This window comes from Bradyrhizobium sp. 23, assembly GCF_023073295.1.
GTDB lineage: Bacteria > Pseudomonadota > Alphaproteobacteria > Rhizobiales > Xanthobacteraceae > Bradyrhizobium > Bradyrhizobium canariense_D.
The window spans coordinates 212,655-228,579 of record NZ_JADPJF010000124.1 but is presented as its reverse complement, the minus strand read 5'-3'; the positions used below and the strand labels follow the sequence as shown (position 1 = coordinate 228,579).

General features: G+C 65.2%; 10 protein-coding genes, 1 tRNA gene and 2 pseudogenes. 1 reads left to right on the top strand and 12 read right to left on the bottom strand.

The genetic code is table 11. The features are described from left to right. Nucleotides 1-500 precede the first annotated feature (500 nt). From IVB32_RS30320 to IVB32_RS30310, 3 genes and pseudogenes are all read right to left on the bottom strand, one after another. Nucleotides 501-2,027: pseudogene (locus tag IVB32_RS30320) on the bottom strand (amino acid ABC transporter permease/ATP-binding protein); the annotation flags it as partial. Next, nucleotides 2,027-2,944 carry an ABC transporter substrate-binding protein gene (locus IVB32_RS30315; RefSeq protein WP_247296780.1) on the bottom strand — a complete coding sequence of 306 codons (918 nt, stop codon included), beginning with the start codon at nt 2,942-2,944 and terminating at the stop codon, nt 2,027-2,029. The gene IVB32_RS30315 and the pseudogene IVB32_RS30320, both read right to left, overlap by 1 nt. 432 nt (nt 2,945-3,376) lie before the next feature. Beyond that, a pseudogene (locus IVB32_RS30310) lies at nt 3,377-3,639 on the bottom strand (hypothetical protein). Nucleotides 3,640-3,895: 256 nt separating this feature from the next. Here IVB32_RS30310 and IVB32_RS30305 point away from each other — a divergent pair. After that, nucleotides 3,896-4,108: a hypothetical protein gene (locus tag IVB32_RS30305; RefSeq protein ID WP_085349828.1), complete on the top strand. Its 213-nt coding sequence runs from the start codon at nt 3,896-3,898 to the stop codon at nt 4,106-4,108. An 87-nt stretch (nt 4,109-4,195) separates the two neighbouring features. Here IVB32_RS30305 and IVB32_RS30300 read toward each other — a convergent pair whose 3' ends face one another. From IVB32_RS30300 to IVB32_RS30260, 9 genes are all read right to left on the bottom strand, one after another. Then, on the bottom strand, nt 4,196-4,342 hold the full coding sequence (locus IVB32_RS30300; RefSeq protein WP_247296782.1) for a hypothetical protein: 147 nt from the start codon (nt 4,340-4,342) through the stop codon (nt 4,196-4,198). A 188-nt stretch (nt 4,343-4,530) separates the two neighbouring features. Continuing rightward, nucleotides 4,531-4,604: transfer RNA gene (locus IVB32_RS30295), tRNA-Cys, on the bottom strand. A 58-nt stretch (nt 4,605-4,662) separates the two neighbouring features. Further along, a complete protein-coding gene (locus tag IVB32_RS30290) occupies nt 4,663-5,415 on the bottom strand; it encodes an ABC transporter ATP-binding protein (protein ID WP_085349829.1) in 753 nt (250 codons plus the stop codon). Nucleotides 5,416-5,425: 10 nt separating this feature from the next. Continuing rightward, nucleotides 5,426-6,142, bottom strand: coding sequence for an ABC transporter permease (locus IVB32_RS30285; RefSeq protein WP_247371121.1), 717 nt, complete (start codon nt 6,140-6,142; stop codon nt 5,426-5,428). A gap of 197 nt (nt 6,143-6,339) precedes the next feature. Beyond that, nucleotides 6,340-7,074, bottom strand: coding sequence for a tRNA-uridine aminocarboxypropyltransferase (locus tag IVB32_RS30280; RefSeq protein WP_018457801.1), 735 nt, complete (start codon nt 7,072-7,074; stop codon nt 6,340-6,342). 41 nt (nt 7,075-7,115) lie between these two features. Continuing rightward, nucleotides 7,116-10,220 (bottom strand): efflux RND transporter permease subunit, encoded by a 3,105-nt coding sequence (locus tag IVB32_RS30275; protein ID WP_085349830.1) that lies wholly within the window; start codon nt 10,218-10,220, stop codon nt 7,116-7,118. Continuing rightward, nucleotides 10,220-13,369: an efflux RND transporter permease subunit gene (locus tag IVB32_RS30270; protein WP_247296784.1), complete on the bottom strand. Its 3,150-nt coding sequence runs from the start codon at nt 13,367-13,369 to the stop codon at nt 10,220-10,222. Before IVB32_RS30270 ends, IVB32_RS30275 begins: the two co-directional genes overlap by 1 nt. A 36-nt stretch (nt 13,370-13,405) precedes the next feature. After that, nucleotides 13,406-14,815, bottom strand: coding sequence for an efflux RND transporter periplasmic adaptor subunit (locus IVB32_RS30265; RefSeq protein ID WP_204511169.1), 1,410 nt, complete (start codon nt 14,813-14,815; stop codon nt 13,406-13,408). Continuing rightward, nucleotides 14,805-15,925: efflux transporter outer membrane subunit (locus IVB32_RS30260; RefSeq protein WP_247412287.1), on the bottom strand; the 1,121-nt coding region annotated here is incomplete at its 5' end. The genes IVB32_RS30265 and IVB32_RS30260, both read right to left, overlap by 11 nt.

Genomic DNA, 15,925 nt, shown 5'->3' with positions numbered 1-15,925 from the left:
AAGATGACGTTGCGTGCTTCGATGGCATCCGGTAACCCGGCCAGCCCGACTTCCCATGCCTGCCGGTTCTGGATGCGATCATCATGCTGTCTCGCCAGCTCCAGCGCGGCGCCGACACAGCGGCAAAGCCGGTTGATTGTTGCGGCCGACATCTTGGTAAGGAGGCTGTCGCGCCACTTCTTCAACTCAGCGGCGGTGAGCAGCGCCACCGGTTTCGCGAGCAGCACCTTGGTGAGATGCACGCGCGGCCATTCGGCATTGTAGGGATTGGCCCCGCGAGCTTCGAGGTCGGTCTTGTAAGCAGTAAGCGCACCATCGACTGCGATGGGTGCGGTGTCAGCGTCGCCACGCGCCAGCTTCTTCGCGGCGTCCTGCGCCTCGTAGAACGTGAGCACACTCTTGCCGTCGCTCTCCTCGTAGTCCTCGGCGAGCGCAAAGCCCTTGGTCCAGTAGGCGCCGTGACCATCGCTGGCCTTGAGCACCCAAGTGCCGTTGGTCTTGGAGAGCACCTCGTGAGCCGGCCCCTCCTCGATGATCGTGCCGCCGCTCAGGAACGCGGCGACCTCGTCTGCGAAGCGGATCTGGTGCGTCGAGATGATCATGGTGAGGCCGTCATCGACGGCGAGACGCCGGATCACTTCCAGCACCTCGCTCACGAGCTCGGGATCCAGCGCCGAGGTCGGCTCGTCCAAGAGTAGCACGCTGGGGTTCGGTGCGAGCGCTCGGGCGATCGCGACGCGCTGCTGCTGACCGCCGGAGAGATGCCGCGGCAGCGCGTCGGCTCGGTGCGACAGCCCGACCCGGTCGAGCAGCTCGGCGGCGCGGCGATCGGCATCGATGCGGGTCATGCCGTGCACCCAGCGCAAGGGCCCGGCGATGTTCTCCTTGGCCGAGAGGTGGGCGAACAAATTGAATTGCTGGAACACCATGCCGACGCCCACGCTTGCCCGCTCATTGGCGATCGCGCGGGGCGGCAGCAGCTTGCCGTCGTCGCCAAAACCGAGGCGGCGGCCGCCGACACGCACCGTGCCTCCGTCCCAGCTTTCGAGATGATTGATGCAGCGGAGCAGCGTGCTCTTGCCGGAGCCGCTGGGCCCGAGCAGCGCGACGACCTCGCCGACGCGCACCGTAAGATCGAGGCCGCCAAGCACCTTTTGCGCGCCGTAGCTCTTGGTGAGGTCCTTGGTCTCGACCGCGATGTTGTTGCGTGAAATCGTCGCCGCGCGCCGGGTGCGTTCCTCGCGGGTCAAGGCCGGCGGCGGCGTGTCGGTGAGATCAGCCTGTCCAGGCACTTGGACGTCGACGGTCGCTGCGGCAAGTTCGAGCTTGGTGGCGAGATCGACGCGGCGCCAGGGTAGATAATCGGCGAGCTTGCGCTGGCGACCTTTGGTGCGATCGAGATCGAGCAACCATTCGACGAAAAGCTGGATGATGCTGATGGCAAAGGTCAGCACCAGGTACAGCAGGCCCGAGGCGAAGAAGATCGAGAAGAAGTCAAAGGTCGAGGACGCAAGCTGGGTCGAGCGCAGGGTCAGCTCCTGGACCGCGACCACGGAGGCGAGCGACGAATTCTTCAGCGCACTCACGGCCTCGTTCCCGAAGGCCGGGATCATGGTCCGGATCGCCTGCGGCGCGATCACCCGCCACATCAGGATCCGCGGCGTCATGCCGAGCGCCTGGCCGGCCGTCACCTGCCCGCGATCGACGCCGAGCACGCCGGCGCGCAGCATCTCGGCGATGAACGGCGCCTCGTTGCAGGCCAGCGCAAGGCCGGCGGCCAGCACTGCCGGCAGCTTGATGCCGATATGCGGCAACGCGTCGTAGGCGAACACCATCTGCAGGATCAGCGGCGTGCCGCGGAAGATCACGGTGTAGGCCCTGGCGATCGCCGCCAGCAGCCAGAAGCGGGAGAGCTGCATGCCGGCGAGGATCAATCCGCCGCCGAGCCCGAGGGCAGTCACCTCGAGGGTGAGCTCGATGCCCTCGAGCAGATACGGCATGCTCAGGTAATGGAGGAACAGCGACATCAATCGGCCGTCAGAACGTCAGGCTCCTTGAAGTTGTTCACATCGAGCCCATGCTTCTTCAGAAGCTCCATATGCGTGCCGGCCTTCTGCACTTCGATCAGGGCTGCGAGCACGGCGTCGCGGAATTTCGGCTTGTCCTTCGGAACGCCGATTCCGACGGAATACGGGATCGTCACCGCGGTCGCCTTCTCCAGCTTGTCCGGATAGGCCTTCACCGCGCTGTCGACGGTGTTGACGTCGTTGACATAGGTGTCGGCACGACCGGCAAGAATCGCCTGGATGCAGTTGGCGTTGTTGTCGTAGAGCTGGATGGTCGGCTCGGCCTTGCCGGCCTTCTTGCACTCGGGCATCAGCGCCTGGATCAGCGGCACCTCGACATAGCCGGTGTTTTCGGCGGCAGCCGCGCCGCACATCGACATATTGATGCCGTTGATGCCCTTCGGATTCCCCTTGGCGACCAGCACGCCGTCGAACACTTTCGAATAGGTGATGAAGTCGGCGGCCTTGGCGCGCTCCTTGGTGGCGTAGATGTCGGAAATCACGATGTCGGCTTGTCCCGCGGCCAGCGTCGTCAGGAGCGCCGCGAACGTCACCGGCTTGTAGGTCAACTTGAAGCCGAGGCATTCGCCGATGGCTTCGCCGAGATCGATGTCGAAGCCGATATACTTGCTCGGATCCTTCGGATCGATGGTCTCATAGCCCGGCGTGTGCGGGTTGATGGCGTTGACGAGGGTCTTGCCCTTCCAGTCCGGATATTTGTCCTGGAGCGCGGCGCAGGCCGCAGGCGCCGCAGCCTGCGCGCTCAGGGGCGCGGCTGCCAGCGCGCCGAAAGTGACCGCGGCGCCGAGCGCGGCCTTGTGCCAAGACAGCGATGCACGTGCGTTCCCCCGCGCCTGGGGCAATACGGGTCTCTCCATCTCCAGCTCCTTCGAATTGTCATGGCAATGGCCATGTTCCAGATCGCGGAAGCGAGCCTAGGAGGAGAGCGGACCGGAAAGCTTGTCCGCGGGCGTACAAAAAATTGGATGGAGGGAGCCCGCCATTTGGGCAGGCAGCTGCTCAAAAACTGTTCGTGAATGCGGGACGCTGTAGCGCGCAATTCCGAATTCGGGGAAACCACATGATCTTGCGTGACGCCGCGATCTGCACGATCAGGGAATCATGCGGTGAGGTCATTTGACAGAGATATGACAATCAAAGGACGCATCTGCGGCCGACATCCGAAGCACTTCCCCCGCCGTCCCCAGCCTGTCCGCAGCATACCCACAGGTGTATCCACAGGACGACTATGCCGGATTCGCCTGCCCGCGCGAGCCACTTGCTGCGCACAAACCCACAGGGCCGGTATGTCAGCCGCCGGCCTGATCGAACACGATGCGGCAAGCCTCACTCAAGCTTGGCCTGTTACGGCGCAGGCAGGCCGTGATGGCGCGGACGTTGGGGATTTCGCCGGCGCAGAGCCGGTAGACGTCGGGGTACAGGCCCGGCGCTGCTCGGGTGTTCCCTGCTGCGCATGGGCGGCGGAGGCAAACAGCGTCAGGAACAGCCCGACCGTCGAGGCCCGGCGCGCCCGGCTTTTCACGCCCGCAAATCGCAAGAACCGCGCCTTCATGACCAGTCTCCCGTCTGCTTTGCCCGACCGGCCTGTATTGGCCGGTGTGCAAAGGGGTAGGAGAAATAAACAGCGAAAGATGGGACATCCTTCACACTGCGGGCACCCCGGCAGGAACCTAAGTTTCCCAACGCGATTTCATCAATCGCTAACCAATCGGGACCCGATTGGCGGATCGTTAAAATGCGATCGATCGGCTCAACCGGGAAACAAACCGGCTTTGCGATATTGCGCCATCCGCGGTCCGGAGGGTGTGATGAGCGAAGCCGAATTCAACTTGCTGCTGGATGCCGTCCAGGACGCCATGGTCCATGAAGATCTGGCGTTCGTGCCGGGGGAGGATTTCGTGCCGCGCTCGTGGACGTATTACGCGAAGCCCAACGCCTCCGCGAAGCCCAAGGCCGCCAATGACAATGAGGGCGCCTGGCCCCTGGTGCCTTTCCCGGACGGCTGGTACGCGGCCTGCTGAAGCCAATTTCACCGTGAGCCGACGCGCCCGCGCTCCGCGGGCGTTTTGCTATGGCAGCTACGCGGTGAAAATCCCGCGTGATCGCGATCAGGTCTTGACCCGCTCCCCGCCGTCCTGCTGCGCCTGGTCGGGTGCGGCCGGCGGAAAGATGCTGTCATAGATCGCACGGGCCTCGCGAATGAGGCGGGCCCGCTCCAGCTCGGATTTCGGGACAAATCGGACGATTTCGCTCACGTGCTCTCCAGCGCTCCATCGTTGGGATGCATCATTTCGCAGATGCGAAGACTATGCCAGCGGGCTGAATGGCGGGTTTCCCCCGGGCCCCGGGCGAACCCGGTGTGCGCCGCCAGCATGCATCGCTCGCGCGGGCCGATGGCAGCCGCGATACGATCGAATATTGCTGAAATATCAGGAGGTTGAGATGGAGGCCACGTCGGGACTCGAACCCGAGTAAACGGTTTTGCAGACCGGCGCGTAACCACTCCGCCACGTGGCCCCAACGAGGGCGGAGCAATATAGGGGATCACAGGTTTAGGCAACCCCGACCGGACCAGCTACGCCTTCGCGCCGCCGAGATATTGGCCGAGAATTTCATCGGTCGCGCCGGCGGCCACAATCCGCCCCTCCTCCAGCAGGATCGCGCGGTTGCAGGTGCTCTTGATCAACTCGATGTCGTGCGAGGCGAGCACCAGAATGCCGGCGCGTACAACGATCTCGTCGAGCCGCTGCCGCGCCTTCTTGCGGAACTGCTGGTCGCCGACGCCGATCCATTCGTCGAGCAGCACGATCTCGCCCTCGACGGCGGTTGCGACTGCAAAGATCAGGCGCAGCATCATGCCGCTGGAATAGGTGCGCAGCGGCAGGTCGAGCCGGTCGCCCAGTTCGGTGAATGCGGCGATCTCCCCCCGCTTGGCGTCGATCTCGGAGCGCCGTGCGCCGATCACGAGGCCACGCCGCATGATGTTCTCGTAGCCGGTCGCTTCCTCGTCGAATCCGGCCGAGAGATCGAACAGCGGCAGACAGCGGCCCAGCACGTCCACGCTGCCCGACGTCGGATGGTAGATGCCGGCGAGCACCCGCAGCAGCGTGGTCTTGCCGGCGCCATTGGCGCCGATGATGGCGACGCGATCGCCGGCACGGATGTCGAGGTTGACGTCATTCAACGCGGAGACGATGTGCGGGGTCGCCGTGGTCCGCCGCAGTGTCATCGCGTTGACGAACCGGCTGCGCAGCGAGCGGTCGCGGAACGACAGCACCGGAAACCTTACCGAGACGTTGCGAAGCGCGATATGAGCTGCGGGGGTCATATCTCGTGCCTCACAGCCAATACGCCACACGATGGCGGTATTTCGCGTAGCAGCCGAGGCCGATGACGGCCACGACGGTCGCATAGATGACCCCGAGGAGCCATTGCTCCGCATCGGTCGACTGCGACAGTAGCGGCCTGCGCACCAGATCGAGCAGCGTCGCGAACGGATTGGCGCGGATCAGCCAATAAAACGCGGTGCCGCGCGCGCTGTCTTCGGTCCAGATGATCGGCGTCAGGAAGAAGACGAATTGCAGGCCGCTGACGATCGCCGAGCCGATGTCACGAAACCGCGCGCAGAGCATACCGAGCGCGACCGAGCCACCCAGCAGCACAGTGAGCAGGATCGCGAAGCCCAGTACCGCGAGCAGCATGCTCCCATGCAGCGGCCACGGCATCAGGAGATAGAGCAGGACGACGATCACCAGATGATGCGCGAAGATGAGGACGTTGCGCGCCATCATCTGGAGCACGTGCACGATCAGCGGCGCCGGCACCGCCTTGATCAAATGGCCTGATGCCACGAAGATGTGGGAACCTTCCTGGAGCGTCGTCGCGATCAGCGTCCAGACGATCAGGCCGACGGCAAAGTGCGGCAGAAAGCTCGTGATGTCCTGTCTGAACAGTGCCGCATAGACCGTGCCGACGCTGGCAATGGTCGCCGCGAGCGTCAGTGTGATCCAGAGCGGGCCGATCACGGTACGCCGATAGCGCAGCGAAACGTCCATCAGGGCAAGCGTGCCCCAACGATCGAACCGCGCCGCCTGGGCAAGGATCTCCTTGGCTGCAAGCTGAATGCGACGGCCCCTTCGTTTCCGGCGTTCCGATCGTGCGAGAGCATAGCAGATAGCGGCCTATTGGCCGACGGTCTCTATCCGCCCGCCTCTCGCGGGACAATCGGCCGTACGGATGATCCGGACCGGAGTCAGGCTCGCTTGACCCGCCGGACACCGCGCCGGCGGTCCTTCACCGGCGGCTTTGGCGCCAATTCGGGCATCTCGGTCTGGACCTCGCGGTAGCGGGTTAACATCCGTTCAAAGCTGGCATTCAGCGTCTCGGCGATGTCCGGGCGCTTCTCCAGAGCGGAGAGGATCGTCGCCGCAGCCTCGATGGTCGACAGTCCGTCCTTCCGAGGCTCCTTGCGCAGGCGCCCGTACCGCGATGGGGTGGTCGGGTTCAGGATGACGCGCTGGCATTTCAGCATCCACGGGTTGCGCCACCACAGGGCTTTGGCTTGGCTCCAGGTGCCGTCGAGCAGCACCACACCTTCGAGCTTGCCGAGGCGCGCGCGCTGGTTGTCCGCGACCTCGCTCTTGCGGTTGAGAGCCAGGATTTCGCCCTCGGCCTCGAGATCGGTGGCGTGCGCCGAGCCGAGATAGAGCACCGCCCAGTGCGAGGCGTTCTCGATGGGTTGCCCCAGCGCTTTCGACAGGCTCGGCCAGGACAGGCCGACCCGCAGCGTGGCACCGGCGAAATGCTTCGCAAGCAGCCGCGCAGTGCCGAGCGCCCTGTCCTGCTCCTGCGGATGCTGAAGGATCAGGAGCGAGAGCCGGTTCTTGATGGGCGTGACGCTGTCGCAGATGCACAACGGCATCGGCTTCTGGCAGTGCGGGCATTCGGGGATCGGATCGGCCGGCGCGGCGGCGGTGGGGTTCGACATAGTCGCCGCTATACGCTCTGCACGGCGGTTCAACAACCCGCCTATTCCGCCGGCGCGGCCAGCGGGCGCGGTTCGGAGCGGCGGCGCAGGCGGTCGACCAGCAGGTAGATCACGGGCGTGGTGTAGAGCGTCAGGATCTGCGAGACGAACAGCCCGCCGATGATGGTGATGCCGAGCGGACGGCGGAGTTCCGTGCCGGGCCCGGTCGCGACCACCAGCGGAATGCCGGCGAACAGCGCCGCCATCGTCGTCATCAGGATCGGCCGGAAGCGCGCCTGGCAGGCCTCGAAGATCGCCTCCGCCGACGACAGGCCGCGCTGGCGCTCGGCATCGAGCGCGAAATCCACCATCATGATGCCATTCTTCTTGACGATGCCGATCAACAGGATGATGCCAACGAAGGCGATCACGGTCAGTGGCGTGTTGGTGAGCTGCAAGGCCAGCAGCGCGCCAAGTCCCGCCGAGGGTAGCGTCGAGATGATCGTGAGCGGATGGGCGAGGCTCTCGTAGAGCACGCCGAGCACGATATACATCGCCACCAGCGCGCCGAGGATCAGGAGCGGCTGGCGGCCGCTGGTCTTGGCGAAATCGCCAGCATTGCCATCAAAACTGCCGCGAATGCCTTCCGGCATGTGCAGCTCCTCGACCGCGCGCTGGATGTTCTGCGTTGCGGCCTGGATCTGCACGTCCGGCAACAGGTTGAACGACACCGTGGTCGATGGGAACGACTGCGAATGATAGACCGCGAGCGCGGCGAGCCCGCGCGTCGCATGCACCACGGCCGACAGCGGCACCTGCGCGTCGCCCGCGCCGGCGACATAGATGCGATCGAGGTTGGAGGGGTCGACCTGGAATTTCGGGTCGATCTCCAGCACGGTCATGTACTGGTTGCGCTGGGTGTAGATGATCCCGATCTGCCGCTGCGAGAACGCGTTGTTGAGCGCGTTGTCGATATCCTGGACGCGGACGCCGAGTGCGGAGGCCTTCTGGCGGTCGATCGACAAGGTCAATTGAAGCCCGCCGGGATCGCGGTCGCTGGAGATGTCGGTGATGCCTTCGACGCTCTCCATGCGCTTGGCCACGATCGGCGCCCACTTTTGCAACAGGCCGAGGTCGGTGCTGGTCAGCGTGTATTGGTAGTCGGAATCGCTCTGCCGTCCGCCGGCGCGCACGTCCTGGGCGGCGAACATGAACAGGCGGATGCCGGGCACCGGGTATAACGCCCGCCTGAGACGGTCGATCACCACCTGGGTCGAGACGTGGTCGCGCTCCTCCGGCGGCTTCAGGCTGATGAACATGGTGCCGCGATTGGAGGTCGCGCCGCCCGGTCCGCCGCCGCTGCCGACGGTGGAGCCGATGCCGGCCACTGCCGGATCCTGCATCACGATGTCGGCGAGCCGCTGCTGCAGGCTGAGCATGGACTGGAACGAGATGTCGGCCGAGGCGCGCGTCGCCCCGATGACGAAGCCGGAATCGTCGGTCGGGAAATAGCCCTTAGGGATCTTGATGTAGAGCGTAATTGTTAGGCCGATGGTGGCGAAGAACACCAGCAGCGTCAGCAGCGGATATTCCAGCACGGTGCGCAAGGTGCGGGTGTAGAACGCGACGATGCGCGACAGCGAGCCCTCGATGATCCGGTCGAACAGGGTCGCCGTGCCAGACGTGGTCTGGCGGATGTAATGGGCGCAGATCATCGGCGTCACCGTCAGCGACACCAGGGTCGAGACCAGGATGGCGAAGGTCAATGTCAGGGAGAACTCGCGCAGCAGCCGGCCGACGACGCCATCCATGAAGATCAGCGGCGTGAAGGCCGCGATCAGCGACAGGCTGATCGACACGACGGTGAAGCCGATCTGCCGGGCGCCGTCCAATGCCGCCTGGAGCGGGCGCATGCCGTGCTCGAGATTGCGGTACATGTTCTCGATCATGACGATGGCGTCGTCGACCACGAAGCCAACGGAGATCGCCAGCGCCATGAGCGAAAGATTGTCGATCGAGAAGCCCGCGACCCACATGCCGGCGCAGGTTCCGGCCAGCGCCAGCGGCACCGAGATTCCGGCTGCGATCGTCGGCGTGAGCCGTCGCAGGAATACGAACACGACGACCATCACGAGAATGGCAGTCGCGAGCAAGGTCCACTGCATGTCGAGCACGCTGGCGCGGATCGTACTGGTGCGGTCGACCAAGGTGGAGATATCGACCCCGGCCGGGATCCACTGCTTCAGCGCGGGGATCAGCGCCTTCACCCGGTCGACGGTATCGATGACGTTGGCATCGCCCTGCTTGGTGATCTGGATCAGCACAGCCGGCTGCTTGTTGAACCAGGCGATGGAACGGGCGTTACGGACGGAGTCCTCGATGTCGGCAACATCGGAGAGCCGGACGAAATTGCCCTTCGCGCTCTTGATGACGATGTCGCGGAACTCTTTCGCCGTCCGCATCTGCTTGTTGAGCGACAGCGTCTCGCTCTGGCGCTCGCCGTTGAAGATGCCGACCGGACCGAGCGGGTTGGCGTTGATAATCGCAGTTCGCACGTCGTCGGTGGCGATGCCGGCATTGGACAGCGCGACAGGATTGAGCTGAATCCTGACCGCCGGCTGGTCGGCACCCGAGATCGTCACATTGCCCACCCCCGGCACCTGCGAGATGCGCTGCGCCAGCACGGTGTCGGCGACGTCGTAGACCGCGCTGGCGGACAGCGTCTTCGAGGTCAGCGCCAGCACGAAGACCGGCGCGCCTGCGGTGTTCGCCTTGCGGAAGCGCGGCAGCGTCGGCAAATCGCTCGGCAGGTCGACCAGCGACGCATTGATTGCCGCCTGCACGTCGCGGGCGGCTTTGTCGACGTTGCGGCCGATGTCGAACTGGAGCTGGATGCTGGTCGTGCCGAGTGACGAAGTCGAGGTGATCTGGTTGATGCCCGCGATCTCGCCGAGCCGCCGCTCCAGCGGCGAGGCAACCGTCGCGGCCATGACGGACGGGTCGGCGCCAGGACGGCTGGCCGAGACGAAGATGGCGGGAAAATCGATGTTCGGAACCGAGGCAACGGGGAGGAACTCGTAAGCCACGATACCCAGCAGGAACAACCCGATCGACAGCAGCGTGGTCGCGACCGGGCGGCGGATGAAGGGCTCCGAGATCGATGCCATCACTGCATCCCCTCGGTCGCGCCCGCGACGGGCGGACCGCCGGATTCGGCCGGCGGCAGCGCCTGCTCGAGGCGGCGGTTGATGCGGTCGAGGGCGAGATAGATCACCGGCGTGGTGTAGAGCGTGAGCAATTGGCTGAGCAGCAGGCCGCCGATAATGGAGATGCCGAGTGGGAAGCGCAGCTCGGCGCCGGTGCCGCTCTCGATCGCCAGCGGCAGCGCACCGAACAGGGCGGCCAGCGTCGTCATCATGATCGGACGGAAGCGCAGCAGACAAGCCTGTACGATCGCCTCGTTCGGCGACATCCCCTGCCCGCGCTCGGCCTCGAGCGCGAAGTCGATCATCATGATCGCGTTCTTCTTGACGATGCCCATCAACAGGATGATGCCGATCAGCCCGATCACCGAGAGATCCTGCCCGCACAGCATCAGCGCCAGGATCGCGCCGACGCCGGCGGACGGCAGCGTCGAGAGGATCGTGATCGGATGGATGTAGCTCTCGTAGAGCACGCCGAGCACGATATAGATCGTGATCACCGCGGCCAGCAGCAGCCAGGGCTGGCCGGCGAGTGCCTTGGCGAATTCGGCGGCGTCGCCGGCATAGACGCCGACGATGCTGTTGGGCATCTCGATCCGGGTCTCGATGGTCTTCACGGCCTCGACGGCATCGCCAAGCGCCGCGCCCGGCGCGAGGTTGAAGCTGAGCGAGATCGACGGGAATTGCGCCTGGTGCGAAATCGCGAGCGGCGCGGTGGTGCGCGTCAGCGTCGCCACGGCGGAGAGCGGCACCTGCGCGTTGGGCGCACCGGCGGTCGCGCTCGCCGCGCCCGGCAGATAAAGCTTCGACAGGATCGAGGGATCGCGCTGGTACATCGGCAGCGCTTCCAGCACCACGCGGTACTGGTTGGCCTGGCCGTAGATGGTCGAGATCTGGCGCTGCGCGAAGGCGTCGTTGAGCGTGTCGGTGATGCCCTGGAGGCTGACGCCGAGCTGGCCGGCGCGGGTGCGGTCGACCGTGAGCTGCGCCCGCAGACCGCCTTCCTGCGCTTCCGAGGAGACGTCGCGGAACAGCGGATCGCGCCGCATTTCGGCAACCAGCTTGCGCGCCCATTCCGACACCAAAGCGGCGTCGGTGCCGGTCAGCGTGTACTGGTATTGCGAACGGCTCGACTGGGTCGAGATCTGCACGTCCTGCACCGGCTGGAAATAGATGGTCATGCCGGGGATGGCGGCCACCCGCTCCTTCAGGCGGGTGATGACGACGCTGACATCGTCGCGCCGCTCGCCGCGAGGTTTCAGCGTCATGACAAGACGGCCGACATTGGTGGTCGGATTGACCGAGCCTGCACCGATCACCGAGACCACGCCGGTCACATCGGGGTCGGCCTTGATGGCGTCGGCCGCCTCGGCCTGCCGCTTCTGCATCTCCGCAAACGAGACGTCGGGACCGGCTTCGGTCACCGCCGTGATCGAGGCGGTGTCCTGCAGCGGCAGGAAGCCCTTTGGCGCGACGACATAGAGCGCCAGGGTCGCGATCAGCGTGGCGAAAGTCACGACCAGTGTCGCGCGCTGGCGCTCCAGCACCCAGAGCAGCGTGCGGTGATAGAACCCGACGGTGCGGTCGATGAAGCGGCTGACCGCGGCAAGACCCGGCACTGCCAGCTCTTCATGGGCATGCTTCAGCAGGCGCGAGCACATCATCGGCGTCAGCGTCAGCGACACCACGGCGGAGGTCACGACCGCGATCGTCAGGGTCAGCGCGAATTCGCGGAACATGCGGCCCACAAGGCCCGACATGAACAACAGCGGGATGAACACCGCAATCAGCGATACCGTCAGCGAAATCACGGTGAAGCCGATCTCGCTGGCGCCCTTCAGCGAAGCCTCCATCGCGCTGTCGCCGTTTTCCATGTGGCGGACGATGTTCTCGATCATCACGATGGCGTCGTCCACGACGAAACCGGTGCCGATGGTGAGCGCCATCAGCGACAGATTGTCGAGGCTGAAGCCGGCAAAATACATGATGCCGAAGCTCGTGATCAGCGACAGCGGCAGCGCCACGCCGGCGATCAGCGTGGCGCGTAGCGAACGCAGGAACAGCAGCACCACCAGCGTCACCAGCACGACGCTGAGGATCAGCGTGAACTGCACGTCGCGCACCGAGGCACGGATGGTGACGGTGCGGTCGGAGACGATGGTGAGGTTCACGCCGGCCGGAATAGCGCGCTGGACCTTTGGGATTTCCGCCCGGATCTGGCTGACGACGTCGATCACATTGGCGCCGGGCTGACGCTGGATGTCGATGATGACGGCGGGCGAGCCCTGGTACCAGCCGCCGGTGCGGTCGTTCTCGAGCCCATCGACGATCTGGGCGACGTCGGCGATCGTGACCGGCGAGCCGTTGCGGTAGGCGATGATGACAGGCTTGTAGGCGTCGGCGGCGGCGATCTGGTCGTTGGCGGCGATGATGTAGGATTGCTGCGCGCCGTCGAGCGAGCCTTTCGGCCCGGAGACGTTGGCACTGGCGATCGCGGTGCGCAGGTCTTCCATGGCGATGCCATAGGCGGCGAGCCGCGCGAGATCCGCCTGGATGCGGACAGCTGGCTTCAGTCCGCCGAGCACAGAGACGCGCCCGACGCCGGAAATCTGGCTCAGCCGCTGCGCCAGAAGCGTATCGGCGATGTCGCTCATCGCCCGCAACGAGATTGTGTCGGAGCGCAGCGCCAACGTCATCACCGGCGCATCGGCCGGGTTCACCTTGGCGTAGGTCGGCGGATAAGGCAGCGTCTTGGGCAGCACGCCGGCCGCCGCGTTGATCGCAGCCTGGACGTCCTGGGTGGCACCGTCGATGTCGCGGTTGAGATCGAACTGCAGCGAGATCTGGCTGACGCCGAACGAGCTCGTCGAATTCATCGCCGACAGCGACGGGATCTGGCCGAGCTGCCGCTCCAAGGGCGCGGTGATCAGCGAGGCGATCACGTCGGGGCTCGCGCCGGGCAATTGCGTCGTCACCTGCACGGTCGGGAAATCGACCTGCGGCAGCGCGGACACCGGCAGCGCGAAATAGCCGAGCAGCCCGCCAATCAGAAGCGCGATGCCGAGCAATGAGGTCGCGATCGGACGGCGGATGAAGGGTTCGGAGACGCCCATGGGATGCGCCTGCCGCTCAGGCGGCTGTTGTCGGGATCATGGCTGCTTAGCTCCACTTCCCGATGCACCCGGACTTGACGGAGGCCCTGGTGCCGGTCCGGTCTGGCCCTTCTGGTCGCCTTCGCTGCTCTTGCGCTTGGCGCGGAACTCGCCGTCCTTGTCTTGTCCGTCCTTCTGGCCGTCTTTTGCGCCGTCCTTCTTCTGACCGTCCGGCCCGCGCGAGCGCTTGCGCGGCGCGAGATCGGCCGACGGGGTCTGATCGTCGCGCCCGATGACCACCTTGGAGCCGTCGGACAGATTGGCAAAGCCCGTCGTGACGACCTTGTCGGTCGCCGACAGGCCACTGGCGATGACGGCGTCATGCTCGTTCTGCTGCGTCACCGTCACCGGCTTGGCCGAGACGATGTTATCCTCGCCGATGACATAGCTGAAGGTGCCGATCGGTCCGCGCTGCACGGCAGAGGTCGGTACCACCAGCGCCTGCGTCAAGGTCTCGACCTTGAGGCGGACATTGACGAACTGGCCGGGCCAGAGCTGGTAATTGGCGTTGGGAAATTCGGCCTTGAGCCTGAGCGTTCCCGTGGTCTGGTCGACCTGGTTGTCGATGCCGGTGAGCTTGCCGGTGTCGATCACGGTGAGGCCGTCATTGCCGAACACGTCGACCGCGAGCGTGCCCTTCGATGCCGCGGCGTTGACGCGCATGATCTGCTGCTGCGGCAAGCTGAACCACACCGCCATCGGCTGCAATTGCGTGATCACCACGAGACCCGTGGTGTCCGAGGCATGGATGATGTTGCCTTGATCGACCTGGCGCAGGCCGGCGCGGCCCGAGATCGGCGCCACGATCTTGGTGTAGCTCAGCGTCGCCGCTGCATTGTCGATCGCGGCCTGGTCGGCCTTGACCAACGCCTCGGTCTGCGCGACCAGCGCGCGTTGGGTGTCGGCCTGCTGCTTGGATCCGGCATTGGAGGCAGCTAACTGCTCGTAGCGCGTAAGGTCGATACGCTGGTTGGCGAGCTGGGCCTGGTCCTGCGCCTTCTTGGCGACGGCCTGATCGTACGTCGCCTGGTAGAGCGCCGGGTCGATCTCGCCGACCACGTCGCCTTTCTTGACGTCCTGTCCCTCGGTGAAATTGACCGCGATCAGCTTGCCGTCGACCTGCGAGCGGACGGTCACGGTGTTGAGTGCGCGGATCGCGCCGACGCCGTCGAGGTAGACGGGAACGTCCTGGATGCGGGGCGTCGCCGCCAGCACCGGCACCGGCAGATCCGGCCGCTGATTGCGGCCGTTCGCCTGCTGCGGCTGCTGGTGCCAGATGGTCCAGCCGTAGTAGCCGAGCCCGCCGAGGATCGCCAGCGTGATCAGGGTCATGACGAAGCCGCGCCCGCGCGACTTCTTTGCCGTTCCCTCCTTCGCGCCTTGCTTCGTATCCGGCTTAAAGAGCATTGACCGGTTTCTCCATCCTCGGCTCCCAGCCGCCGCCGAGCGCCTGATACAGGCTGACGATAGCAAGAAGGCGGGCAAGTTGCGCCTGTGACAGCGCGTCTTCCGCCTGGAACAGGGTCAGTTGCGTGTTGAGCACGGTGACGATATCGGCGGTACCGGCGCGCAATTGCTGCTCGGAGAGATCGAATGCGCGGCGGGAGGCGTTGAGGACGTCACGCTGCAATTGCAGCCTGATCGTGGTCTGCTTGATCGAGAACAGCGCGTTGTCGACGTCGGCAAAGGACTGGATGATGGTCTTGCGGTAGGTCTGGAGCAATTCGTCCTGCCGCGCCTTGGCAAACTCGAAATTGCCGAGGATCTTGCCGCCGTCGAAGATCGGCTGCGTCGCGCTGCCGACGAGCTGGAAGAATGCCGCATGCGGCTGGAACAGCGAGACCAGGGCCGAGCTCTGATAGCCGCCATTGCCGGTGAGCTGGATGGTCGGAAAGAATTGCGCGCGGGCATTGCCGACGTTCGCTGTCGCGGAGGCGAGCTGGGCCTCCTGCCGGCGAATGTCGGGCCGCTGCGTCAGGAGCTCCGACGGCAGTCCCGGCGTCACGCGCGGAATCGCGATCCGGTTCAGCGAGCCGCCGAGCACGCGCACGCTCTCCGGCGGCCGCGACACCAGGACTGCAAGCGCATTGACGTTCTGGTCGAGCGTCTGGCGCAGCGGCGGCACCAGTGCCTTCTGGTTTGCGAGCACGCTCTCCTGCTGGGCGACGTCGAGGTCGGTGCCGGTGCCGGCCTTGCGCCGTTCCCTGACGGCATCGAGGATGCGTTGCGCGCTCGCGATGTTGCGCTGTGAGGTCCTGATGCGATCCTGCGAGGCCAGCACCTGGAAATAGGCGTTAGCGACGCCTGCAAGCGTGGTCAGCGCAACGACGTCGCGATCGAAGCGGTTGGCATTTGCCGTCTCTTCCGCCGTTTGCAGGGCGTCGCGATTTTGGCCCCAGAAATCGAGCTGGTAGCTCGCGCTCAGCGAAGCCTGGTAGTTGACGACCTCACGGCCGCCATTGGTTAGCCCCGAGGCGGAGGAACCGGAGGTGCGCGAATAGGCCTCCTGCCCGGTGC

Excerpts from the sequence above, each read along its gene's own strand:
- IVB32_RS30315 (WP_247296780.1), bottom strand. The coding sequence starts at position 2,944 with ATGGAGAGACCCGTATTGCCCCAGGCGCGGGGGAACGCACGTGCATCG.
- IVB32_RS30305 (WP_085349828.1), top strand. The coding sequence starts at position 3,896 with ATGAGCGAAGCCGAATTCAACTTGCTGCTGGATGCCGTCCAGGACGCC.
- IVB32_RS30290 (WP_085349829.1), bottom strand. The coding sequence starts at position 5,415 with ATGACCCCCGCAGCTCATATCGCGCTTCGCAACGTCTCGGTAAGGTTT.
- IVB32_RS30285 (WP_247371121.1), bottom strand. The coding sequence starts at position 6,142 with ATGGACGTTTCGCTGCGCTATCGGCGTACCGTGATCGGCCCGCTCTGG.
- IVB32_RS30280 (WP_018457801.1), bottom strand. The coding sequence starts at position 7,074 with ATGTCGAACCCCACCGCCGCCGCGCCGGCCGATCCGATCCCCGAATGC.
- IVB32_RS30275 (WP_085349830.1), bottom strand. The coding sequence starts at position 10,220 with ATGGCATCGATCTCGGAGCCCTTCATCCGCCGCCCGGTCGCGACCACG.
- IVB32_RS30270 (WP_247296784.1), bottom strand. The coding sequence starts at position 13,369 with ATGGGCGTCTCCGAACCCTTCATCCGCCGTCCGATCGCGACCTCATTG.
- IVB32_RS30265 (WP_204511169.1), bottom strand. The coding sequence starts at position 14,815 with ATGCTCTTTAAGCCGGATACGAAGCAAGGCGCGAAGGAGGGAACGGCA.